Origin of the sequence: Streptomyces sp. NPDC005202 (assembly GCF_040608235.1) — a bacterium.
Taxonomy (GTDB): domain Bacteria; phylum Actinomycetota; class Actinomycetes; order Streptomycetales; family Streptomycetaceae; genus Streptomyces.
Window position 1 is genome coordinate 1 of sequence record NZ_JBEXHW010000019.1, and the last position, 21,956, is coordinate 21,956.

General features: G+C 67.8%; 24 protein-coding genes, 1 tRNA gene and 1 pseudogene. 21 read left to right on the forward strand and 5 right to left on the reverse strand.

What is annotated here, in order from left to right; genetic code table 11:
* Positions 1-575: 575 nt before the first annotated feature.
* Both ABZV31_RS24275 and ABZV31_RS24280 read left to right on the forward strand, forming a co-directional pair.
* Entirely contained in the window at positions 576-1,229 is a 654-nt protein-coding gene (locus tag ABZV31_RS24275; RefSeq protein ID WP_355897485.1) for a hypothetical protein, read from the forward strand.
* Positions 1,230-1,264: 35 nt separating this feature from the next.
* Positions 1,265-2,419: an ImmA/IrrE family metallo-endopeptidase gene (locus tag ABZV31_RS24280; protein WP_355897488.1), complete on the forward strand. Its 1,155-nt coding sequence runs from the start codon at positions 1,265-1,267 to the stop codon at positions 2,417-2,419.
* A 546-nt stretch (positions 2,420-2,965) separates the two neighbouring features.
* On the opposite strand, the gene ABZV31_RS24285 is transcribed toward ABZV31_RS24280, so the two are convergent.
* Entirely contained in the window at positions 2,966-3,442 is a 477-nt protein-coding gene (locus ABZV31_RS24285; protein ID WP_355897491.1) for a hypothetical protein, read from the reverse strand.
* Between the two features lie 494 nt (positions 3,443-3,936).
* Here ABZV31_RS24285 and dnaA point away from each other — a divergent pair.
* A pseudogene (gene dnaA, locus ABZV31_RS24290) lies at positions 3,937-4,674 on the forward strand (chromosomal replication initiator protein DnaA); the annotation flags it as partial.
* A 1,334-nt stretch (positions 4,675-6,008) separates the two neighbouring features.
* Here dnaA and ABZV31_RS24295 read toward each other — a convergent pair.
* Positions 6,009-7,103, reverse strand: a complete 1,095-nt coding sequence (locus ABZV31_RS24295; protein WP_355897493.1) for a DUF1152 domain-containing protein — start codon at positions 7,101-7,103, stop codon at positions 6,009-6,011.
* Between the two features lie 80 nt (positions 7,104-7,183).
* Between ABZV31_RS24295 and ABZV31_RS24300 the strand changes: the two genes are divergently transcribed.
* The 16 genes from ABZV31_RS24300 to ABZV31_RS24375 all read left to right on the forward strand — a co-directional run bounded on the left by ABZV31_RS24300 (position 7,184) and on the right by ABZV31_RS24375 (position 17,681).
* Positions 7,184-7,924: a GntR family transcriptional regulator gene (locus ABZV31_RS24300; RefSeq protein WP_355897496.1), complete on the forward strand. Its 741-nt coding sequence runs from the start codon at positions 7,184-7,186 to the stop codon at positions 7,922-7,924.
* Between the two features lie 278 nt (positions 7,925-8,202).
* Positions 8,203-8,640, forward strand: coding sequence for an ATP-binding protein (locus ABZV31_RS24305; RefSeq protein WP_355897499.1), 438 nt, complete (start codon positions 8,203-8,205; stop codon positions 8,638-8,640).
* 89 nt (positions 8,641-8,729) lie between these two features.
* Positions 8,730-9,458: a GntR family transcriptional regulator gene (locus tag ABZV31_RS24310; protein ID WP_355897502.1), complete on the forward strand. Its 729-nt coding sequence runs from the start codon at positions 8,730-8,732 to the stop codon at positions 9,456-9,458.
* A gap of 116 nt (positions 9,459-9,574) precedes the next feature.
* The gene (locus ABZV31_RS24315) at positions 9,575-9,925 is read left to right on the forward strand and encodes a hypothetical protein (protein ID WP_355897505.1); all 351 of its coding nucleotides are present in this window, start codon (positions 9,575-9,577) and stop codon (positions 9,923-9,925) included.
* A gap of 259 nt (positions 9,926-10,184) precedes the next feature.
* Positions 10,185-10,622: an ATP-binding protein gene (locus tag ABZV31_RS24320; protein WP_355897499.1), complete on the forward strand. Its 438-nt coding sequence runs from the start codon at positions 10,185-10,187 to the stop codon at positions 10,620-10,622.
* Between the two features lie 89 nt (positions 10,623-10,711).
* Positions 10,712-11,440: a GntR family transcriptional regulator gene (locus ABZV31_RS24325; RefSeq protein ID WP_355897502.1), complete on the forward strand. Its 729-nt coding sequence runs from the start codon at positions 10,712-10,714 to the stop codon at positions 11,438-11,440.
* 116 nt (positions 11,441-11,556) lie between these two features.
* Positions 11,557-11,907: a hypothetical protein gene (locus ABZV31_RS24330; protein ID WP_355897505.1), complete on the forward strand. Its 351-nt coding sequence runs from the start codon at positions 11,557-11,559 to the stop codon at positions 11,905-11,907.
* A 5-nt stretch (positions 11,908-11,912) separates the two neighbouring features.
* A complete protein-coding gene (locus ABZV31_RS24335) occupies positions 11,913-13,286 on the forward strand; it encodes an FtsK/SpoIIIE domain-containing protein (RefSeq protein ID WP_355897508.1) in 1,374 nt (457 codons plus the stop codon).
* An 83-nt stretch (positions 13,287-13,369) separates the two neighbouring features.
* A complete protein-coding gene (locus tag ABZV31_RS24340) occupies positions 13,370-13,999 on the forward strand; it encodes a DUF2637 domain-containing protein (RefSeq protein ID WP_355897511.1) in 630 nt (209 codons plus the stop codon).
* Positions 14,000-14,018: 19 nt separating this feature from the next.
* Positions 14,019-14,210 (forward strand): hypothetical protein, encoded by a 192-nt coding sequence (locus ABZV31_RS24345; protein WP_344016206.1) that lies wholly within the window; start codon positions 14,019-14,021, stop codon positions 14,208-14,210.
* A complete protein-coding gene (locus tag ABZV31_RS24350; protein ID WP_355897515.1) occupies positions 14,210-14,401 on the forward strand; it encodes a mobile element transfer protein in 192 nt (63 codons plus the stop codon). Before ABZV31_RS24345 ends, ABZV31_RS24350 begins: the two co-directional genes overlap by 1 nt.
* A 9-nt stretch (positions 14,402-14,410) precedes the next feature.
* Positions 14,411-14,605 (forward strand): hypothetical protein, encoded by a 195-nt coding sequence (locus ABZV31_RS24355; RefSeq protein ID WP_355897518.1) that lies wholly within the window; start codon positions 14,411-14,413, stop codon positions 14,603-14,605.
* 14 nt (positions 14,606-14,619) lie between these two features.
* Positions 14,620-14,871 carry a SpdD protein gene (locus tag ABZV31_RS24360; protein WP_355897521.1) on the forward strand — a complete coding sequence of 84 codons (252 nt, stop codon included), beginning with the start codon at positions 14,620-14,622 and terminating at the stop codon, positions 14,869-14,871.
* 130 nt (positions 14,872-15,001) lie between these two features.
* Positions 15,002-16,303: a replication initiator gene (locus ABZV31_RS24365; protein ID WP_355897524.1), complete on the forward strand. Its 1,302-nt coding sequence runs from the start codon at positions 15,002-15,004 to the stop codon at positions 16,301-16,303.
* Positions 16,300-16,512 carry an excisionase family DNA-binding protein gene (locus ABZV31_RS24370; RefSeq protein ID WP_355897527.1) on the forward strand — a complete coding sequence of 71 codons (213 nt, stop codon included), beginning with the start codon at positions 16,300-16,302 and terminating at the stop codon, positions 16,510-16,512. The genes ABZV31_RS24365 and ABZV31_RS24370 overlap by 4 nt, the downstream gene beginning before the upstream one ends.
* Complete coding sequence (locus ABZV31_RS24375) at positions 16,512-17,681, forward strand: tyrosine-type recombinase/integrase (protein ID WP_355897530.1); 1,170 nt, start codon at positions 16,512-16,514, stop codon at positions 17,679-17,681. The genes ABZV31_RS24370 and ABZV31_RS24375 overlap by 1 nt, the downstream gene beginning before the upstream one ends.
* 49 nt (positions 17,682-17,730) lie before the next feature.
* On the opposite strand, the gene ABZV31_RS24380 is transcribed toward ABZV31_RS24375, so the two are convergent.
* Positions 17,731-17,804, reverse strand: a tRNA-Gly gene (locus ABZV31_RS24380).
* Positions 17,805-18,325: 521 nt separating this feature from the next.
* On the opposite strand from ABZV31_RS24380, the gene dcd reads away from it, so the two are divergent.
* Both dcd and ABZV31_RS24390 read left to right on the forward strand, forming a co-directional pair.
* Positions 18,326-18,901: a dCTP deaminase gene (gene dcd, locus ABZV31_RS24385; protein ID WP_355897533.1), complete on the forward strand. Its 576-nt coding sequence runs from the start codon at positions 18,326-18,328 to the stop codon at positions 18,899-18,901.
* 70 nt (positions 18,902-18,971) lie between these two features.
* Entirely contained in the window at positions 18,972-19,481 is a 510-nt protein-coding gene (locus ABZV31_RS24390; RefSeq protein WP_355897749.1) for a phosphoribosyltransferase, read from the forward strand.
* Positions 19,482-19,771: 290 nt separating this feature from the next.
* On the opposite strand, the gene ABZV31_RS24395 is transcribed toward ABZV31_RS24390, so the two are convergent.
* Positions 19,772-20,293, reverse strand: a complete 522-nt coding sequence (locus tag ABZV31_RS24395) for a hypothetical protein (RefSeq protein ID WP_355897536.1) — start codon at positions 20,291-20,293, stop codon at positions 19,772-19,774.
* A 547-nt stretch (positions 20,294-20,840) separates the two neighbouring features.
* Positions 20,841-21,851, reverse strand: a complete 1,011-nt coding sequence (locus ABZV31_RS24400) for a Yip1 family protein (protein ID WP_355897539.1) — start codon at positions 21,849-21,851, stop codon at positions 20,841-20,843.
* Positions 21,852-21,956: the final 105 nt, after the last annotated feature.

Here is a 21,956-nt window from a genome sequence, read left to right on the forward strand (position 1 = left end):
CAGCTACCTCGCCGGCCTCCACCTGCGCGCCTCAATGATCTGGATCAAGGACCTCACCCGGACCACCAATTGATCACGACTCAATACGCGCCCTAGTGGAGCAGAGCCCGGCGCCTACGACCGTTGTGGCCCCGCAGTGGCGTGTGATCGAACTCGTCACTGTGGCCCACGTCCAGATGCTTGCCGAGGATCGCAGCGGTGCAGCCCAGTCGCTGGACATCGCCATCCAGGAGGCGGTTACACAGCGGCTCCCTCACCAGCTTCAGCGCACTCGACGGCGAAGCACCAGCGCAAGCTGGCCCAAGGCATCGACGCCGAGGTCCGTGCCCAGCGCCAAGATGCTGCGGCGGCCAAGCAACACGCCCGAGAGGCGTAAGAGCTGGCTCCCGCGTGTGGGATCCGGCTCGCTTGGCCGGATCCCTGGGGCGCTGAGCTGCCCGTTTGAGCCAGAGAGTGACCTCTGCACCTGCATGCGGGCTGGCTGCCGCACTGCTGACCTGCCCAATTTCTTGATTTTCCACCTCATCTGAGGGAGGATTTCCGGAAGTCGAGTAGGGACCGTCGAGAGGCTGGTCATGACTGTCGTGCATGCAGAGGACCTCGGGGTCCGTGATCGGCTCGCCGAGCTGGGGCTGTCGGTCGACGAGATCGAGAACGCCCTGCGTCGAGCCGAGGCGGAGCGCAACTTCTGCACGCCGCTGGATCCGGTCTCGCTGCCCGGCAACATCTTCTGGGGGCGCACCATCCGCTTCCTACGGGAGGCGTACATCCCTGAGGGGTGGACCAGCGTCAGCCCCTGCAACGTTCCGCTGCTCGTCGCACCCTCTGGCAACTTCGCGATCACTGCCTCCAGCGGCAGTGCGGAGACCGGGTACGCGGCGCTCACGCCATCCACCCGCTACCCGAAGGGCAGTGCGGTGATCAAGCGGGTGGAGACCAACCGCCAGCTGCTGCTGCCGTTCGGCGAGACCGAGGTGCAGCCCGAGCCGCACGACGCCGGCGACGGCATCCCGACCTGGTTTCTGCTGTACCACCACTCGAAGACCGATCAGGGAACCCGGCTCCACGCGGAGCTGTCGTTTCCCAATGACACGGGCAACCGTGGCAAGATCAGCAGCTGGTACGAGCGGATCATCCTGCCCTGGATCGACTTCGAGGGCTTCACTCCGTTCGTCGATGACTCCGACGACCAGGGCGGCATTGACATCCCGATCGAACGCCTGGCCTGACCGTCCCACCCCGACCTCCCTACTTGGCTCCTCCCATGACCACCGCATCCCGGCTGGTGCTCGCGCGCAAGCGCCGAGGACTGACCGTCACCCGACTCGCCCAACTGGCCGGCCTGACGCCGCGCAGGCTGTCCGACTTCGAGAACGGACGGGCCACACCCAGCCCTCCGTCGCTGGAGGCGATCGCGACAGCGTTGAAGTTCCCCTCGTCGTTCTTTACCGCCGAGGAGGTCGCCGAGCTGACCGTGGACTCGGTCAGCTTCCGCGCGCTGAGCAAGATGACTGCCTCACAGCGGGACATCGCCCTCAGCTCCGGGCGGCTTGCTCGTGTGCTCCAGGACTGGATCGGCGGGCACTTCCGGCTGCCCGCTCCCGACATCCCATCGTTGACCTCCTTCAGCCGTCTGGGCTCGAACGAAGACCAGATTCCCCACCCAGGGGAGGCAGCGGGCGCTGACTGGCCGGCGGAGGAAGCCGCCGCCCTTGTGCGCGCCCGCTGGGGCCTCGGGAACGCACCGATCCCGAATGTGGTGCACCTCCTGGAGGCGCATGGCGTCCGTATCTTCTCCCTGTCCCGGGACTGCCTCGAGGTCGATGCCTTCTCCTTCTGGGACCGCGGTATCCCGTTCGTGCTGCTCAGCACCGAGAAGACCGCGGAACGCGGCCGCTTCGACGCCGCCCATGAACTCGGCCACCTCGTCCTGCACGGCGAGGAGCAGATGCCTCACGGTCCGCAGGCCGAGGCCGAAGCCCACCGCTTCGCCGCCGCCTTCCTCATGCCGCGAGCGGACGTGCTCGCCCATGCCCCGCGCGGCGCGAGCACTCAGTGGATCCTTCAGGCCAAGCGTCGCTGGAAAGTCGCCGCCATGGCCCTGGCCCACCGGCTGCATGAACTGGGCCTGACCACCGAGTGGCAGTACCGCACTCACTGCGTGGAACTCGGCCGCCTCGGCTACCGCAAGGCTGAACCTCGTAGTGGGGTGGCTCGTGAGACCTCCCAGGTGCTCGCCAAGGTGTTCACCGCCCTGCGCAACGAGGGGACGCGACGCGCTGATGTGGCCCGCGAGCTGCACCTCCAGCCTGCCGACCTCAATGACCTGATCTTCGGGCTCGTGGTAACCGCTCAGGAGGGGGAGGGGCAACGCCACGGCGGCACGGTAGGCCGGCCCCGACTGTCGGTAGTCCGCTGAGGTCCGCGGCGAGGGACCAGACTTAGCCCGTCCAGTGGAGCACCTGGAAAGTCGGCGCCCCGTCTCGGGTGCTCGTCCAATGCCGTCCTGCCGTGGCTACGGTCAGATCCTCGGCGGTTCTTGCAGTGCCCACCATCGCGGGCAGCCTCAGGTCAGGCGAACTGGCGCTTTGCATACGTGATTTCACAAGAGAGTGGCGCAGCTCACACGGAACGCGTCTCACTATTCGAGACGATCCGCCTGTGCGGCTCGCCCAATCGTCCTGCAAGGGCTGCTTGCGGCGAGGTTCATCTGCCCTTAGGGCACGCGGAGGGCACGCCGCCCCAGAATTGGACTAGACAACAAACAACACTGACCTGGGGTTTCAATATGGAGCGGGTGACGAGAATCGAACTCGCGCTCTCAGCTTGGGAAGCTAAGATGATCTACGGGGCACCCCTGTCTCTGACGTGCTGAAAGACCTTGATCGCTGCATCTCGTGGTGCTGTCGCTTTCCCTGTGATTCTCCGCTGGTCCCCGCCCGTTCTGGCACGCATGTGGCACGGGCTATGCCGGGTTCCCGTTCCAGTCATCGAGGTGATCACGGGCTACGTCAAGGAACTGTGCGACCGCGGTGGATGCAGCTCCGAGCGAGGCCGCTACCTCGCGGTATCGAATCAGGGGCCCTTCCGTAATGATCGTCAGATCGTCACTGTCCACTGACATGAAGGGGCTACTTCTGACCAGTCCGATGTAGCTTTCCAAGTTGCCCAACGCGTCACCGCACTTTTCAAGAACGGCATACGCCTCCTCGGCTACGACCTTCGGACCGGCAAGCCTCACGCGGATCGCGGCATCCCCCATTGGGTCGAGTCGGGTGAGCAGGTCCTGTAGCGCCGGAATCTCGCCGCGACGCTCATCTTCCCCGATGCTTTGGCTGTAGGCCGCCACCGAGTTGGCGGCGTCTTGGATCTGGCTTACTGCCAGACGGGCCGTTTTGGCGAACTCCTGGTACGAGTCCATCCGTGTCTGCCGGACGGACATGCCGTAACCGTCGGCACCCGTTCTCGCGGCAGCACCCACGGTCCCTCGGCTGGAGTGACGCGCGGCGGCGACAGTGGCCACCCCTCCTACCAGGGCGCCCCCCAGGGCTGCAATGGCGGCGATGAAGGCCGTGTTCACGCCCTCAGATGCAAGTTGAACAGCTATCACAGATCTTGCTCCAGTAGCCCTGAGATCCCAAGTATGCGGATCGCACGGTACAGAGTCACTCCGGTGCTGTAGAGAGCGCGATTTCGCCATGCACGGGCGGCACCTTCACGAGCCCAAGGCATTGAAGTCTGGCCTCATCCTTATCAGGTCGATCATTGGGCACTGGCGACGTAGGTCAACCCGTCCCGGCTTTCGGCTGACTGGCCGCTGGGGTTCTGCGTTGGCCGACGCTGTTCGTGCTTGTTGGTGTCAGCCGCTGATGTCAGGAATCGAGGCACTCTTGACACGGTTGGCTTGTGCCCTCTGGCCTTGCGTTTAACGAGGGCTCCGAGGAGTTCACCAACGAGTTCATCAACTCCATCCGCGACGGCACAGCTTCCGCAAGCGGTACCGCGAGATGGACATCCTGCTCGTCGACGACATCCAGTTCCTCGCGGACAAGGAGTCGACCCAGGAGGAGTTCTTCCACACGTTCAACACGCTCCACAACGCGAACAAGCAGATCGTGCTCTCCAGCGACCGGCCGCCCAAGCAACTGGTCACGCTGGAGGGCCGGCTGCGGAACCGTTTCGAGTGGGGTCTGATCACCGACGTACAGCCGCCCGAGCTGGAGACCCGTATCGCCATCCTTCGTAAGAAGGCAGTGCAGGAGCAGCTCAACGCCCCGCCGGAGGTCCTGGAGTTCATCGCCTCCCGCATCTCGCGCAACATCCGCGAGCTGGAGGGGGCGCTGATCCGGGTGACGGCGTTCGCGTCGCTCAACCGGCAGCCGGTGGACCTCGGTCTCACCGAGATCGTCCTCAAGGACCTCATCCCCGGCGGCGAGGACTCGGCCCCGGAGATCACCGCGACCGCGATCATGGGCGCCACCGCCGACTACTTCGCCTCACCGTCGAGGACCTGTGCGGCACCTCGCGCGGCCGCGCCCTGGTGCGGCGCGCCAGATCGCCATGTATCTGTGCCGCGAGCTGACGGACCTCTCGCTGCCGAAGATCGGCGCGCAGTTCGGCGGCCGTGACCACACGACCGTCATGCACGCCGACCGCAAGATCCGCGCGCTGATTCGAGCGACAAAGGCTTTGACCTGCCGCGTTTTGTCGCCGCCGTGGTTTCTCGGGCACGTCCTTGATATCGGAGGCGAAGGATCTACAGCAATGACCCTCGAAAAGACCATGATCACAATAAAAACTTCGGAACGAGGGGCTTGAGGGTGCACGTTTTCCGGAACGATCAGGCATCATGGGGGTGTCGGCGCGGTTCGCGCCTTCCGATCGCCTTGCGGAGCGCCCTTCGGGGTACGAGCGGGGCTGATCGCTGCGAGTCAGGGGCCGATCATGCTTCAAGGAGGCTCTATAGACCCGCTGCTGGTCGGTGACGCTTGATCGTGGGTCCGGTTGTCAGTGCCGACCGATATGCTTCTGCCGTCCACTTCCGGTCCATCCCGAGCTTCGGACACGAGAGCCGAAGACCCCCGGTACGCCAGGGGTTAGCACGACCGGACTGGAAGTGTGACATGGCAGATCTGCGAAAGCCGGAAGAGCCGGACCGTGATCACGGGCGTGGCCCCACAAAGGCCGAGATCCTGATCGCGATCCTCACGGCTATCACGGCGCTCGCAGGCTGTGTGGAGCAGCTGGCGCGATAGCGTGCCGAACGTTTGATGGTAAGCCGGACGGTGGCAGGCCCAAGCAAAGCGGGCCCGGCCGTTACGTAGTCGGCCGGACCCACTCAACGACTCCACGCATGAGCCCGGCTCTGGTCTCTCACCACCAGGGCTGGGCTCTTCTGCCTGGAGCCCGCTTGTGACTCGCTCGCTACCGCGTTTCCGCTGGCAGCGTCGAAGTGGAAACTTCACTTCGTGTAGCTACAGCTCCGACTATAACTCGCTGGTCCCCGCTGGTCCTACCTGGTCCTCACAGGTTTTGGAGTGTCTTCGGTGCCTTGTCAAGCGGTATCGGGCTCCAGATTGCAGGCCGCACCTGCTGTTCTTCCCTCACCACTGCCCTCCCCAGCTTCCATCCCGTCTGCCGTCGACCCACACACCGTGGAGCGGGCGTGGTTCCTGGCGTCCAGGTGGAGCGCGCCACTGTACGAACGACCTGGACGCCAGGAGCCGCGTCTGCTCGGCTTCGCCTGGGTCGACGGCAGACGGGATGGAAGCTCCCGCGCACGCCACTACTCGGCCGGCACTCGCGAACGGCGCCCCGTCCATCTCGGAGCCTGAGCGCCCCCGCCGGAGGCATGTCTTTGGCCCGCGGTGACTTCCTCGCATCTGCCCGCAGCCCGCAGCGCGCCGCTTGGCGCGGCCAGCCGGGGCGAAGACAGAGGCAGGCCGCGCCGTCGAGCGGCGCGCGCCCGCGCCGTGCGCGGGCCTTGAACCCGTGAAGAAGGTTGTTACTCAGGCGACCGCTGGGATGCGCCACAGGGGCGCGTCGTACTGCTCCGGCCGGCTGTTGATGAGGAGTTGGCGCAGGTCATCGCGCTGCGAGCCGCTGAGGTTCAGGGCCTCGGTGATGCGGCGGAACGTCGTGTGGGTGACTCCGCGGGCTCGGGCTTCGGCCTCGAACTGGTCGAGCTGGGCCGAGATTGCTTCCGGGCCCAGCTTTGTCGGCTGCTGGTCGTTGAGCCACAGGGCCTTGTTGCGCTCGTAGTCGATCTCCGAGTAGCCGCAGATCTCGCGGCTGTGGGCTTCGGCCTCGTCGAGAGTCTCTGTCGCCATGATGGCTCGGGCTAGTTGGTTGCGGCTGACGGCGTCGTCCAGGTCGACCTTATGCACCCTGGGGCTGTCGTCCGTGAGTGGAACGGGAAGTCCCGCGTCCCGGATCTCGCACGTTCCTCGGACGCCCCTGGCCGCTGCCGCGAGCACCCCGGTGGCCTCGGATGGGTGCCATTCCAGGACGGAGCTGATCGCGTCCACGTCTCTCGCGGTGAACGTGTGGATGACGGGGCCCAGCATGCCGTCCACGTCTTCCGGCGGAAGTTCGCCGTCCAGGCCCGGCCCCGCCACCAGGAGCCGCACGGGCGCGTTCACCTGGCAGCACGCGGCAAGCGTGAGGGCGTCGGCGAGTGGGCTCTTCAGCGTGGGCTCGTCGCCCCGCGCGAGGATGTCCCCGCCCACGTCCAGGAGGTCGATCGACTCGGGCTCCAAGTGGCTCACCAAGTCTTCGAGTTGGTGCGTGAGGCCTTCGGCTCCTTGGTAGGGGTCGAGTAGCGCGAACGTGTGCGGGAGCTCCGCTGCGAGTCGGGGGAGCGTGGAGCCTGCGGGTGCGATCGGGCGGGCTTCCGCCGGCACTGACCAGACGGCCGGGGTGATGCGTTGCAGGCCGGTGAAGTCGGAGGCTCGCCGCGGGCCCGGTAGAGGGTCAATCAGGAGGCGGTCCCACGCGTACGTGAGGATCACCGCCTGGTCCTCGTCGCCGTACAGGGCGGCGTGAAGCATGGCGGCGGCGACTGCGTCGCCTCCTCCTCCTGCTGCGACGATCAACCGCGTCATGCGATCAGCCTACGGGGTCCCAGGTTGACCACTCACCCTATAGTGGCCAGAGGCCATAGCCACTTGGACTAGGAGGGCAGATGCCTCAGATCGAAGAGGCTCAGCCGAAGTATCTCCAGATCGCGCACTACATCCGCGATCAGATCCTTCGGGGTGACCTGCGACCGGGGGACGAGGTGCCGTCGGAGCGGCAACTCGCCGCGGACTGGAAGGTGTCCCGGCCCACGGCCGCGCGGTCGCTGGAAGCGCTGAGTCATCAGGGGCTGGTCGAGAAGCGCCAGGGGTCGGGTACGTATGTGCGGAGCCTGGAGGTCAATCGGCGGGCCCGTGAGCTGTACGGGCGTGCCCGGCAGACCGGGAAGATCTACACGCCCGGTGAGTACGCGGTGATCACTTCGGCTGGTTGGCTGGAGGCGCCGGACTACGTGGCTGAGGCCTTGGGCCTGGTGAAGGACCGACGAGCCGTGCACCGCCGGCGCGTGACGAACAACCAGGACGGTCCCATCACCCTGTCCACCTCGTGGTTCGCTCCGGAGGTCGGGCAGCGGGCGCCCAAGCTGATGGATCCCGAGCGGATCCAGGAAGGGACGCTCATGTACGTCGAGAGGATGACTGGGCGTCAGGGGAGCTACGCCGAAGACCGGATGTGCGCTCGGGCCGCTACCGAGGAGGAGGCGGCCGACCTGCGGTTGGAGCAGGGATCCGCGGTGCTCATCGTCCATCACGTCGTCTTCGACCTCCAGGACCGGCCTCTGGAGTTCGCCGAAGCCACCTACCCGCCGCACCGCTGGGCGTTCGAGCAGGGCTATCCGCTCACCTGACGGCTCGCCAGTTGAGGCGAACCGCTTGCGCGTCGCAAGTGGCTAATGCCACCATCCAGGAAGTGGCTAAGGCCACTTGGATTGGAAAAGGGCACGACGTGACGAGTCGGCGGCCGGAACAGGGTGCGCGGTTAGCCTGCCGAGGATGCCGGGGGCGTGGGTGGAAGCGCGTCGGCTCCCGAACGGCGCTGGCGCTCTCCACGGCCCATGACCGCAGCCGTGCCACGTCGAAGCGGCGCTGTCTCGACTGCGACGGCAGCGGCAAGGAGTGAACACCCATGGCCTTTGTGATCGACCGCTACAGCGGGCCCGGCTCGGCGCGACTCGGAGCGATGACCTTGCACCCGGAGCCTGAGTCGGTACCGCGGGCCCGGCGCTGGTTCCGGCGGTTCATCGCTCCCTACGACCCGGCCTGTTCCGTCGACGACTGCGTACTGATGATCTCGGAGCTGGTGACCAACGCGATCCGCTACGGGCGGTCGGATGAGCCCTGGCTCGTGCGGGTGGAGTGGTTCCGCGAGGGGGCCTCGCTCCGGGTGGAGGTGCACAACCCGGGTTTCCCGGCGCACGTGCGGATGCGGCATCCGGAAGCCAACGACGCCCACGGGCGAGGGCTGCTCTTGGTCGACTCCATCGCCGACTCCTGGCACTCCGGACCCAGCTATTTCGGCGGAACCGTCGTCTCCTTCGTTGTGGCTGATGCTTGGCCGGCGTGACGGGATTGCCCACCTCGTCTACTGCCGGTGTGCAAGTGTCGCTAGTCTGGTTGACCAGTTGACTTGGCCAATCTCGACAGGCGGCGTTCATGGCGTATGAAGTGGAGCCACCGAAGTACGTGCGCCTCGCGCAGACGATCCAGCGTCGCATCGAGGACGGCACGTACGCGCCGGGTACCCGCGTCCCCAGTGAGAACCAGTTGGTGCAGGCCTTCGGCATGTCCCGTCCGACCGTCGTGCGGGCGCTGGAGCTGCTGAAGCGGGACGGGTGGCTTGAGTCCCGGCAGGGGTACGGCACGATCGTCCGCGGGCGCCCGGAAGTCGTCGAGCAGAAGGACCGGCGGGGCCGTGAGGCGCTGGAGCGTGACGAGTCGCAGAGTCCGGGCCGATTGATCGAGGTCAAGCATGTGGCTGTCCCGGCTCGGGTCGCCTCGGCGCTTGGCCTGCCGAAGAAGGCTGAAGGCCTGGTGCGCCGCTTCTTGGTCGAAGAGGACGGCGAAGCGGTCGAGTTGGTCTCGTCGTACTTCCCCGCCGGCCTGGTCGAGGGTACCGAGTTGGGGGTCGCTGAACCCCTGAGCGGCAGTGCCCGAGAACACGTCGAAGCGCGGAAGAAGGTCCGCTACGACCACGTGATCGAGCGGGTGTCCGCTCGCCTGCCCGAAGCTCGCGAAGCTGAGTTGCTCGATCTGCCGGACGGCGTGCCCGTGCTGAGCGTCCTGGTCGTCGCGTGCGACGCCTCCGGTCGAGCCTTGCAGGTCACTGACGTGCTGCTCCCGGCTGACCGGCAGGAACTCGAAGACACCTACCGCCTGAACTGACCCGCGTGGGGCGACTTGCGCGCGATAGCAACTTGACAAGTCAACCTGGTATTCGAACTTGCTAAGTCAACGTGTCAGGTCGGCGGGTTGATCGACTTCAAGAAGGAGCAATCCCTGTGCGTGTGATCCGCGTTGACGCCTCGACCGCCACGATCCTCCTCACCGAAGCCCCGGCGCCGAAGGTGCGCGACCGGCAGACCGGTGAGATCGCCAAGGATGCGATGACCGGTGAGGCGCTGATGACCGTCGGCGTCGTCTACATCGACGAGGGCGAGTCGTCGCTGATCCAGGTGACCGACCCGGAGAGTGGCGTGACCGAGGGTCTGACCGTCGGCGCTCCCGTCTCGCTGCCGGGTCTGGTGGCGCGGCCGTGGGAGAGCGTGTTCAGCGGTCAGCAGCGGCACGGCATCGCCTACCGGGCGACCGCCGTCGCTCCGGGCGCCTTCCCGATGGCTGAGGCGGGCTGATCGCCGTGACGGACCTGGTGACGCTGGCTGAGCTGGGCGGTCCGCTCGCTGCGATAGGCGGCGCCGCGTAGGGCACGACGTGACGAGTCGGCGGCCGGAACAGGGTGCGCGGTTAGCCTGCCGAGGATGCCGGGGGCGTGGGTGGAAGCGCGTCGGCTCCCGAACGGCGCTGGCGCTCTCCACGGCCCATGACCGCAGCCGTGCCACGTCGAAGCGGCGCTGTCTCGACTGCGACGGCAGCGGCAAGGAGTGAACACCCATGGCCTTTGTGATCGACCGCTACAGCGGGCCCGGCTCGGCGCGACTCGGAGCGATGACCTTGCACCCGGAGCCTGAGTCGGTACCGCGGGCCCGGCGCTGGTTCCGGCGGTTCATCGCTCCCTACGACCCGGCCTGTTCCGTCGACGACTGCGTACTGATGATCTCGGAGCTGGTGACCAACGCGATCCGCTACGGGCGGTCGGATGAGCCCTGGCTCGTGCGGGTGGAGTGGTTCCGCGAGGGGGCCTCGCTCCGGGTGGAGGTGCACAACCCGGGTTTCCCGGCGCACGTGCGGATGCGGCATCCGGAAGCCAACGACGCCCACGGGCGAGGGCTGCTCTTGGTCGACTCCATCGCCGACTCCTGGCACTCCGGACCCAGCTATTTCGGCGGAACCGTCGTCTCCTTCGTTGTGGCTGATGCTTGGCCGGCGTGACGGGATTGCCCACCTCGTCTACTGCCGGTGTGCAAGTGTCGCTAGTCTGGTTGACCAGTTGACTTGGCCAATCTCGACAGGCGGCGTTCATGGCGTATGAAGTGGAGCCACCGAAGTACGTGCGCCTCGCGCAGACGATCCAGCGTCGCATCGAGGACGGCACGTACGCGCCGGGTACCCGCGTCCCCAGTGAGAACCAGTTGGTGCAGGCCTTCGGCATGTCCCGTCCGACCGTCGTGCGGGCGCTGGAGCTGCTGAAGCGGGACGGGTGGCTTGAGTCCCGGCAGGGGTACGGCACGATCGTCCGCGGGCGCCCGGAAGTCGTCGAGCAGAAGGACCGGCGGGGCCGTGAGGCGCTGGAGCGTGACGAGTCGCAGAGTCCGGGCCGATTGATCGAGGTCAAGCATGTGGCTGTCCCGGCTCGGGTCGCCTCGGCGCTTGGCCTGCCGAAGAAGGCTGAAGGCCTGGTGCGCCGCTTCTTGGTCGAAGAGGACGGCGAAGCGGTCGAGTTGGTCTCGTCGTACTTCCCCGCCGGCCTGGTCGAGGGTACCGAGTTGGGGGTCGCTGAACCCCTGAGCGGCAGTGCCCGAGAACACGTCGAAGCGCGGAAGAAGGTCCGCTACGACCACGTGATCGAGCGGGTGTCCGCTCGCCTGCCCGAAGCTCGCGAAGCTGAGTTGCTCGATCTGCCGGACGGCGTGCCCGTGCTGAGCGTCCTGGTCGTCGCGTGCGACGCCTCCGGTCGAGCCTTGCAGGTCACTGACGTGCTGCTCCCGGCTGACCGGCAGGAACTCGAAGACACCTACCGCCTGAACTGACCCGCGTGGGGCGACTTGCGCGCGATAGCAACTTGACAAGTCAACCTGGTATTCGAACTTGCTAAGTCAACGTGTCAGGTCGGCGGGTTGATCGACTTCAAGAAGGAGCAATCCCTGTGCGTGTGATCCGCGTTGACGCCTCGACCGCCACGATCCTCCTCACCGAAGCCCCGGCGCCGAAGGTGCGCGACCGGCAGACCGGTGAGATCGCCAAGGATGCGATGACCGGTGAGGCGCTGATGACCGTCGGCGTCGTCTACATCGACGAGGGCGAGTCGTCGCTGATCCAGGTGACCGACCCGGAGAGTGGCGTGACCGAGGGTCTGACCGTCGGCGCTCCCGTCTCGCTGCCGGGTCTGGTGGCGCGGCCGTGGGAGAGCGTGTTCAGCGGTCAGCAGCGGCACGGCATCGCCTACCGGGCGACCGCCGTCGCTCCGGGCGCCTTCCCGATGGCTGAGGCGGGCTGATCGCCGTGACGGACCTGGTGACGCTGGCTGAGCTGGGCGGTCCGCTCGCTGCGATAGGCGGCGCCGCGTATGCACGGCACGCCTACCCGGCGGCGTACTGGTCCACGGTCGGGCTGCCGCTCTCGGTGGCCCGGCTGCTGGCCTCCTACTCCTCGACCATGGACGCCTGCGGCCTGACCGTCGAGCCGTCTCGGTGGCGGGCGCTGGTCGTCCGGGCGGCCACCCGGCGTGAGGTACGGCCGGTGCCTCCTCGGAGGGGCATCATCCGTCCGACCTCGACCGGCCTCCGTATGCGGCTGCGGCTGGCTCCGGGACAGGAGCCGGCAGACGTGGCGGTCTCGGCCGAACGCCTTCGGCACGCCTGGGGCGTCCATGCCGTCCACGTACGGGACGTCAAGCCGGGTGTCGTCGAGCTGCGGCTCGTCGGCTTCGATGTGCTGCGGAAGGTGCGGATGCCCCGTCGCCTCGATGGCGGGCCGCTTCGGGTGCCGGTGGCGTTACGGGAGGACGCGACCGCGTTCGTACGGGACTACCGGACCGTGCCGCATGAGCTGGTGCTCGGCGCCACGCTCTCGGGCAAGTCCATGTACCTGCGGAACCTGCTGACCGGGCTGGCCGCTCAGCCGATCGTCCTGGTCGGGATCGACTGCAAGCGCGGGGTCGAACTGGCGCCGTTCGGCGCCCGGTTGTCCGCTCTGGCGACCGACCCCGAGCAGGCGGCCGAGCTGCTTCCCGTACTCGTGAAGGAGATGGAGGACCGATACGACCTGATCAAGGCCCGGCAGGGCATCGCGCCCGGCACCCCGGAAGAGCTGATCACCTCGGACATCTGGGGCCTGCCGGAGGACGAACGCCCCGCTCCCATCGTGCTGTTCGTCGACGAGGTGGCCGAACTCTTCCTCGTCGCCACACGGAAGGAGGAGGAACGGCGCGACGAGATGGTCACCCAGCTCATCCGGCTCGCCCAACTCGGCCGGGCCGCCGGGATCTACCTCGAAGTCTGCGGGCAGCGCTTCGGCGCCGAGCTGGGCAAGGGCGCGACCATGCTCCGCGCTCAGCTCACCGGACGCGTCTGCCACCGCGTGAACGACGAAGCCTCCGCCAAGATGGCGCTCGGCGACATCGCCCCTGAGGCCGTCCTGGCGGCCTGCGCCATCGCCCCCGAGCTGCCCGGCCTGGCCGTCGTCGGTGACACCTCCGGCGGCTGGTCCCGGATCCGCACCCCCTACCTCTCCCTCGCCGACGCCGCGGCCACCTGCCGCGAGACGGCGCACCTCGCCCCCGACGTACCGGCGCTCGATCCCTTCCGGCCGTACGCCCCGCCGACGCCGGTAGAGGCTTCAGGGCCCGTGGTCACGGCTCGCCCGGTCACCGAGTAGGCCCACCAGTTCCCACGGCCGGCACGGCCGTCCCGTGCCAAGTCCCTACCCCCTCCATGCCCGGAATCGGAAGGAGTCGCGCCGTGCGTGCCCTGCCCGTCCGCCTCGACGCCGTACTCGTCCAAGCACTGATCGCCGCCGCGCTGTCCTTCGCCCACCTGCACGACCTGGCCTCGGCCGCCGGACAGCACGGATGGAAGGCATGGGCATACCCCGTCTCCGTCGACCTGCTGTTGGTGGCGGCCTGGCGGCAACTCCGCTCCGGCGGGGCGAAAGCGGCCGGTTGGGGTTGGTTCCTCGTGGCCCTGACCGCCTCACTCGGCGCCAACGTCGCCACGGCCGGGCTGCTCGACCTGGGCGCCGTACCGGCCTGGCTGCGCATCCTCGTCGCCGGATGGCCCGCGGTCGCCTTCCTCGGCGGCACGCTGCTCGCCCACGGAGGAACCGCGGACGTTCCAGCGGAGGAACGCGAGTCGGCCCCGGAACCTCCAGTGCCCGAAGCACCTGCCACTGCCCCCGAATTGCCCGCCGTGGATCCGGTACCGGCTCCGCCCTCGACAACCCCCGTTCCGCCGGCGCTCGTCACGCTCGCGCGCAAGGTCGCCGACGAGCACCGCGCCCGGACCGGAACGCCCATCGACACCCCGACCCTTCGCGCCCGGCTCGGCGTCCCGCTGCCACTGGCCGAAGCCATCTCCGCCCAACTCACCTGACCCCGGAGGACTTTCCACCGTGCGCCCGTCCACGCTCCGCGCGCTGAAACGCGCCGCCGAGCTGACCCGACAGAACCGCCTCACCGAAGCCGTGCTCATCGCCGAACCGGTGATCCTCGCCGCCGACAGCTACGAGGGCGACGAGATCTTGCGATGGCTGGCCGAGCACGTCACCGACTTCACCGGCGAGAACGACAAGGAGACCCCGTGATGCCCGCCAACCGCCGCTTCCGCAACGTCGTCCGCATCGGTCCCGTCCAGGTCGCCACCTACTACGACGGCCGGGGCCGGGAGAAGCACACCGCCGCCTGCACGGCTCCGTGCTGCGGATTCGCCATGGACTACGACAGCCGCGCCGCCGCCGAGCTGGCCGCCCGCACCCACCGCTGCGCCGTCCGCTGAGGAGCCCTCGTGACCCTCTCGCTGCCGCTCGTCTTCGTCCTGGGCCTCATCGCCTGGGCCGCGATCAAGTTCCTCGGCATCCGGCTCTGGGTCGCCGTCGTGATCGCGCTGTTCGGCTTCTGGCTCTCGCACACCTTCCTCGCCCCCGCCATCGAGTCCGGCACCCGTTCCGGGGTGGGGGTCGTCAACGGCACCGACAAGTGACAAGGAGTACCGCGATGTTCCGCCCGAAGCTCCCCGAGACGCCGTGCGTCCCGAGCATCACCGCGCACAACCCGCAGGACTGCACCCCGGCTTACCCGGCCAGTCGCCCGGTTGCCCCGTACGTGGGTGTCGGCGCGGTCGCCGCCGTGGTCGTCGTCGGCATCGTGCTCACTGCGCTCCTGGCGGCAGTCGCCATCTCGGCCGTGTCCGTGGCCATCGCCGCCGTGGTCCTGCGCTCCCTCATCAGCAGCGCCAACAAGCGCTGACCGGCCGCCGGGGCGGCAAACGCCGCCAAGCATCCCGCCGTCCCGGGGCCGTCCCTCCCAACCGCCGAAACAGCCGAAAGGAAGCACCATCATCGCCCGGCAGACTCCGCCACCGCTGGCGGAACTCTCCATGCTGGCCTCCCTCGGCACCATGCCCGAGCTGGCCCGCCAACTCTCCGGCCTGGGCGGCTGCACCCACCCGGTCCGCCTCGACGGCCACCGCACCGAGTACGCGGTCAACGCGACGACTGGCGAGATCGGCCGCGTCGTGCACCACCTGGACTCCACCACCCTCCCCGCCGGGAACCTCCTCGTCCGCTGCAACAACCGCCGCGCCACCCGGTGCCCGGCCTGCGCCGAGACTTACCGCCGCGACACCTACCACCTGATCACCGCCGGACTCCGAGGCGGCAAGGGCACGCCCGAACAGGTCGCCAAGCACCCGCGCGTCTTCGCCACCCTCACGGCCCCCAGCTTCGGCCCGGTCCACAACCGCCCCTCCAGCGGCCGGGACTGCCGCTGCGGTGTCCGGCACGAGGAAGGTGACGCCGTCCTGGGGACGCCCCTCAACCCGGACACCTACGACTACGAAGCCGCGGTGCTGTGGAACGCACACGCCGGAGCCCTTTGGCGGCGCTTCTCGATCTACCTCCGCCGGGAGGTCGCCAAGCGCGCCGGCCTCACCCAGCGCGCGTTCCGGCACCATGCCCGGATCTCCTTCGCCAAGGTGGCTGAGTACCAGAAGCGGGGCGCCGTCCACTTCCACGCCGTGATCCGCCTCGACGGCCCGGAGGGCGGCGACTCCCCGCCTCCCGCTTGGGCCACGGCCGAGCTGCTGACCGATGCCATCCGGGCTGCTGCCACCGCCGCGCGGATCGACGGACCGGTGATCGACGATCGGGCCCACACCTTCGTCTTCGGCCGTCAGCTCGATGTCCGCACGATCCGTTCTGCCGACTTCGACGACGGCCAGGAGCTGACCGAGCGGGCCGTAGCGGCGTACATCGCCAAGTACGCCACCAAGGGCGCCGAAACAGCGACCGGCACCTTGGACCGTCCGATCAGGTTCCTCGCCGAGCTCTCCCAAGCACGGATCACCGAGCACGCCCGGCGCATGATCCGCACCGCCTGGGCCCTCGGGGCGCGCCCCGAGCTGGCAGACCTACGCCTGCGGGCCTGGGCCCACATGCTCGGCTTCCGCGGCCACTTCTCCACCAAATCCCGCCGCTACTCCACCACCCTCGGCGCCCTCCGTGACGCTCGCGCCGACTGGCGCCGGGCCCAAGCGGCTCCGCCCGTCCCGCAGGACGGCGAAACCACGCTCGTCCTCGCCCACTGGGTCTTCGCCGGTACCGGCCTCTCCCGCGCCGAAGCCTGGCTTGCCGAATCCCTCGAACCCGCCCCCGGAACGGAAGGAGAGCCGACCACATGAACGACCGCTATCTCTCGGTGGACCAGGTCGCCGAGCTGCTCGGTACGACTGCCCGTTTCCCCCGGCGGCTCATCGAGGAGCGGCGCATCCGGTACGTGAAGGTCGGTCGGCACGTCCGCATCCCGGTGAGTGCGGTCGAAGAGTTCATCGCGTCCCACACGGTGGAGCCGCGCAGGCGGCCCGGTGCCCGTTACGGGAGGGCTGCCTGATGGCCAACAGCAAGGGCAGGCGGCGCCGGTTCGGGGCGATCAGGCGGCTTCCCTCCGGTCGGTACCAGGCGCGCTATCCCGGCCCGGACGGTGTGATGCGTCCGGCTCCCTTCACCTTCGAGACGACGGCCGATGCGGATGACTGGCTCGCTGAGAAGCAGACTGAAATCCGCCGGGGTGAGTGGAGGGACCCGGAGGCCGGCGCGGTGAGCTTCCGGGCCTACGCCGACAAGTGGGTGGAGGAACGCGAGTTGGCTCCGCTCACCCGGGACCTCTACCGCTACCTCCTCGACAAGCACCTGACCGCCTTCGCGGACCTGGACCTGGACGAGATCACCGCACCCCGCGTCCGTGAGTGGCGAGCCGAACGGCTGCGACTCACCGGCGCCAAGACGATCACCGCGAAGGCGTACCGGCTCCTGAAGGCCATCATGGAGACGGCCGTCGACGACGAACTGATCCAGCGCAACCCGTGCCGGATCAAGGGCGCCGGTAAGGAAAAGGCGGCCGAGCGGCGCATCGCCACCGTCGCCCAGGTCGATGCGCTCGCCGACGCTGTGGGGATGCGGTGGCGGCTGATGGTGTACCTCGGCGCCTACGGTCCGATGCGACCGGAGGAGCTGGCCGGTCTCCGTCGCCGGGACGTCGACGTCGACAACCTGCGCATCAGAATCCGCCTCGCCGAGCCGGAGCGGATGAACGGCCGGCGGGTCCAGGGCGACACCAAGTCGGAGGCCGGGACCCGGACTGTGATTCTTCCCGCGTTCCTCCGCCGGGAGCTCCGTTGGCACTTGGAGAGCTACGCCGAGCCGGGGCCGGACGGGCTGATCTTCGTCGGGGAGAAGGGAGCTCCGTTCCGGCGCAGCACCTTCGGGCGGAAGTGGCGCAGGGCGCGGGAGATCGTCGGCATGCCCGAGGGCTTCCGGTTCTACGACCTCCGCCACACGGGGCACACGCTGTCCACGCGGTCCGGTGCCACCCTCAAGGACACGATGGTCCGCTCCGGGCAGTCCTCCGAGAAGGCCGCGCTGATCTACCAGCACTCCGACGAGGAGCGGCAGGAAGAGGTCGCCGCCGGCCTCGACGCCACCGTCCGGAAGGCTCGGGCTGAGGCTGCCAAGAAGGCGGCCGAGGAGCCTTCTGGCACGAATCTGGCACGCGGCGAGTGATCACCGAGGACAGCAAAAAGGCCCGGGTCTCTGACCTGGGCCTTCATCGTGGAGCGGGTGACGAGAATCGAACTCGCGCTCTCAGCTTGGGAAGCTGATGTTCTACCATTAAACTACACCCGCGTAAGACGCCGACCGTAGTCGATGTCCAAGCGCTCGCCTACTGTACCTCATCACGGGCCCCCGGTCTCAAGCCGAGGGGCCCGAGCGTGTTTCGGGGGGTGATGGGGCTGCGGGGGGCCGGAGTTGGGGCGTACGGTGGAGGGGTGGGTGAGGGTCCCGGTGGGGCCGGAGTGCCGCCTGGAGGGGCGTCCCTTTGATCCCGTACTGTGGCTTTTGTCGTCGGGCAGGCCAGCCAGACGCGGCTCTTTGGGGAAGGGACTCTAGGACTTGATGGAGCGCACCGTCGTCCGTTGTGCCGATGGGCACGTGTTCAGCACCGCTTCGTTCCCGATGCAGCAGGCCGAGCGGCTCGGCCCCGGTCGGCTCGTGAGGTGTCCACGGTGTGCCCGGCTCCGCAGTGTGGTGCCGGTGGCTTTGGAGAAGCGGTAGGGCTGCAGTAGAGCAGCGATAGCACGAAGAGACACAGCGCGCGGCGTCGCCACGATTGTGGGGGCTCCGCGCGCCTTGCGTATCCTCAGGGCGTGCTTCTCTCAGACAAGGACATCCGGGCCGAGATCGACGCCGGGCGGGTACGGATCGATCCCTACGACGAATCCATGGTGCAGCCGTCGAGCATCGACGTGCGGCTCGACCGCTACTTCCGGGTGTTCGAGAACCACCGCTACCCCCACATCGACCCCTCGATCGAGCAGCCGGACCTCACCCGGCTCGTCGAGCCGGACGGGGACGAGCCCTTCATCCTTCATCCCGGGGAGTTCGTCCTCGCCTCCACCTACGAGGTGATCACGCTCCCCGACGACCTCGCCTCACGGCTCGAGGGCAAGAGTTCGCTCGGGCGGCTGGGGCTGGTCACTCACTCCACCGCCGGGTTCATCGACCCCGGGTTCTCCGGGCACGTGACCTTGGAGCTGTCGAATCTCGCGACCTTGCCGATCAAGCTCTGGCCCGGGATGAAGATCGGGCAACTGTGCATGTTCCGGCTCAGCTCCCCCGCCGAGTTCCCCTACGGCAGCGACCGCTACGGGTCCCGCTACCAGGGGCAGCGCGGGCCCACCGCCTCCCGGTCCTACGTGAATTTCCACAGGACGCAGGTATGAGCGACGCAGGTATGAGCGACGCAGGTATAGCGACGCAGGTATGAGCTACGCAGGTATGAGCCATGCAGGAATGAACGACGCGCGCGAGAGCCTCACTTACGAACAGTTCGGCGACGCCGTGCGCCAGCTTGCCCAGACCATCGCCGACGACGGGTACGAGCCGGACATCGTGCTGTCCATCGCCCGGGGTGGCGTCTTCGTCGCGGGCGGGCTCGCCTACGCCCTCGACTGCAAGAACATCCACCTCGTGAATGTGGAGTTCTACACGGGGGTGGGGACCACGCTGGAGATGCCGGTCATGCTCGCGCCCGTCCCCAACGCCATCGACTTCTCCGACAAGAAGGTCCTGATCACCGACGACGTCGCTGACACCGGCAAGACGCTCAAGCTGGTGCGCGACTTCTGCCTCGACACCGTCGCCGAGGTGCGCAGCGCCGTCATCTACGAGAAGTCCCACTCCCTCGTGAAGTGCGAGTACGTCTGGAAGCGCACCGACAAGTGGATCAACTTCCCCTGGAGCGTGTTGCCTCCAGTACGTAAGTCTGGGGAGCCGATCACTCCCTCGAGGGAAGCGCTCTGACCTGCGGCTGCGTCTGCATGCTCAAGAAGGGAGCGCTCACCCTGCTCGGTATTCCCGAGCATCCCCGCCGGCTGATTGCATCCTCGCCCACTGGACCTACGCCGGCCACGGCCACGTCCCCGGCGAATCCTGGCTGGCCGCCAACATCCGCCGGGGCATCCGACTCAAGTGCGAAAGGGCACGTGAGGAACTGGCTGGGGGTGTTCGAGGAGCAGCCTGCTAGGCGGCCTCAGTCGCGTGTGGGTACCTGGGGCGCTCCTTTCGCGGGGGTGGGCTTGTTGCCGGCCGCGTCAGTCGGCGCGACGAGTCCTTACGCCGTCGGCCTCGAAGTCGTAGATGTTCCGATTGATCCGGAGACCGTCGACAGCGCCGATCCACATGTGGTCGCGGCCCTTGCCTACCGAGACGGTGTAGATGGTCGGCGCCTCGCCGCCGTCATTGAGCGAGGCCTTCATCTGCTCGAAGGAGCACCTGGCGGCCTGGGTACAGGCGGTCTCGTTGCCCGTGAGGTACCAGTAGCCGGTTGAGGTGGCGTCGATGAACGGGCTCCAACGGCCCGTCACCGGGGCCGCATCCGGCACCCACACCATCGTGGAGTAGTTGTCGCTTGGGTGCGCGTCCACGTTCGGATCGATCTCGAACCTGATGTTCGGCATGTTGTCCGGGCCGCCGTAGCCGATGTTCTCGCTGGTCTGGAAGACGTGGAAACCGAGGTTCTTCAGGCCCAGCACCGGGTCGCCGAGGAAATCGACCTCGTTGCCGAAGTCGACCTTCTCACTGGGAGGAGTCTGCGAGGTGGACCGGTCCGCCACCTCGATTCCAAGGCTGCCCTGTCCGTAGGGCGGCCTGGCGGAGGGTCCCTGCACGTCGAACGAGCCGAATGGGCCATTCCTCAGAGCGGCGACGGGAGAGCCCATCGTGTTGCGGGTGATCACGCCCCAGTGTTCTGAGCGTGCTTGGTTTTCGTCTGCGGCGGCAGACACCGATCCTGGGACGGTCGAGGCGACGATTGCGGCCAGTGCTGCGACCGCAAGCGCTCTTGCCCCCTCATGCCAAAGCGAGCGTTCACACTCACTCCTTCCGGGTAGTTGACGGGCCGGACATGCGCCGGTGCCCGTCCGGCGCGACGCACGCCACCGTATATGACTCTCAGTAGTGGCACGGCCATGGCACGCTATATATATCTGGATATTTACGTCTCTAACGCAGCGATTCATCTGGGCTTCAGTCACTCTCCGTGTGACTTCTCGGGGTGATGAGGACGTCCTTGACCAGCAGCGGCAGGACGCGCTGACTCCCGCGCATACGAGAGGGGCTCCCTGCCGGCCGGCAGGGAGCCCCTCTGTCGTACGGAAACCCCTAGAACGTGCCCAGCTTCACGATCGACAGCAGCGCGATGAGCTGGATCGCCGAGGCAGCGAGCGCCTTCGGCCACGGCAGGTCGTGGGAGCGGCTGACCATGAGGGTCAGCAGGGCGCCGGCCGCCACCCAGGTGGCCCAGCCCAGGAGCTGGACGAAGCCGGCGTCGCCGCCGAAGAACATGGCGAAGAGCAGGCGCGGTGCGTCCGTGATGGACATGATCAGCATGGACAGGCCGACCGTGGGCTGCCAGGCGCCGTCGCCACCGAGCTGGCGGGCCAGGGTATGGGTGACCACGCCCAGGATGAAGGAGCTGATCACCATCGCCACGGCTGTGATCAGGACGATCGGGACCGCGTTGGAGAGTGTGGCGTGGATCGCGTCCTGGCGGGCGCCGTCGAAGCCGAAGACGGCCAGCAGACCGTAGAGCAACGTCACGATGAGGGCGGGGCCCCACATCGTGTAGTCGCGCATCTGGAGGAACGTCTGGTTGGGGGACAGGACGATGCCCCTCAGCAGCTCCTTCCAGTGCAGGCGGGGGCCGATCGGCCCGGCCGGGGCCGAGCCCGCGTGGTAGGTCCCGCCCTGGCTGTAGGGGTCCTCGCCGATTGCGAAGGCCTGGGTGTGACCCGGCTGGTTGGCCGCGTACGGGTCGGGGCCGACCTGCGGGTAGGAGCCGTCGCCGAAGTACTCCGGCTCGCCCTGGCCGCCGTAGGCACTGTTCTGGCCGCCGTAGCCGCCGCTTGCCTGGGGCCACTGGCCGGCCCTGCCGCCTCCGTACGGCGGTTGCTGCTGCGGGTACGGCTGCGGCGCCGGGGGGTAGCCGTACGACGGTCCCCGCGGGGCCTGCTGTCCGTACGGGGGTTGTTGCGGTTGCGCTTGCGGGGCGCGGTCGTCCCGGCCGCCGCGTCCGATCCTGAATCCAGCCACGTAATCGAACGTACCTGGTCCCACAGAGTGACGTGCCGGACCCGGGTGTCCGGGCCCGCCTTTGCGGCCGACCTGTGACATCCCCTCTAGGGGATGTCATGGGGGGACGGCAGTGGTGGTTCAAGGTTTGGCGTACGGAGGCTCGCTCGGCGAAGTTCAGTCGGCGAGGCTCGGTCCGGTCGGCTA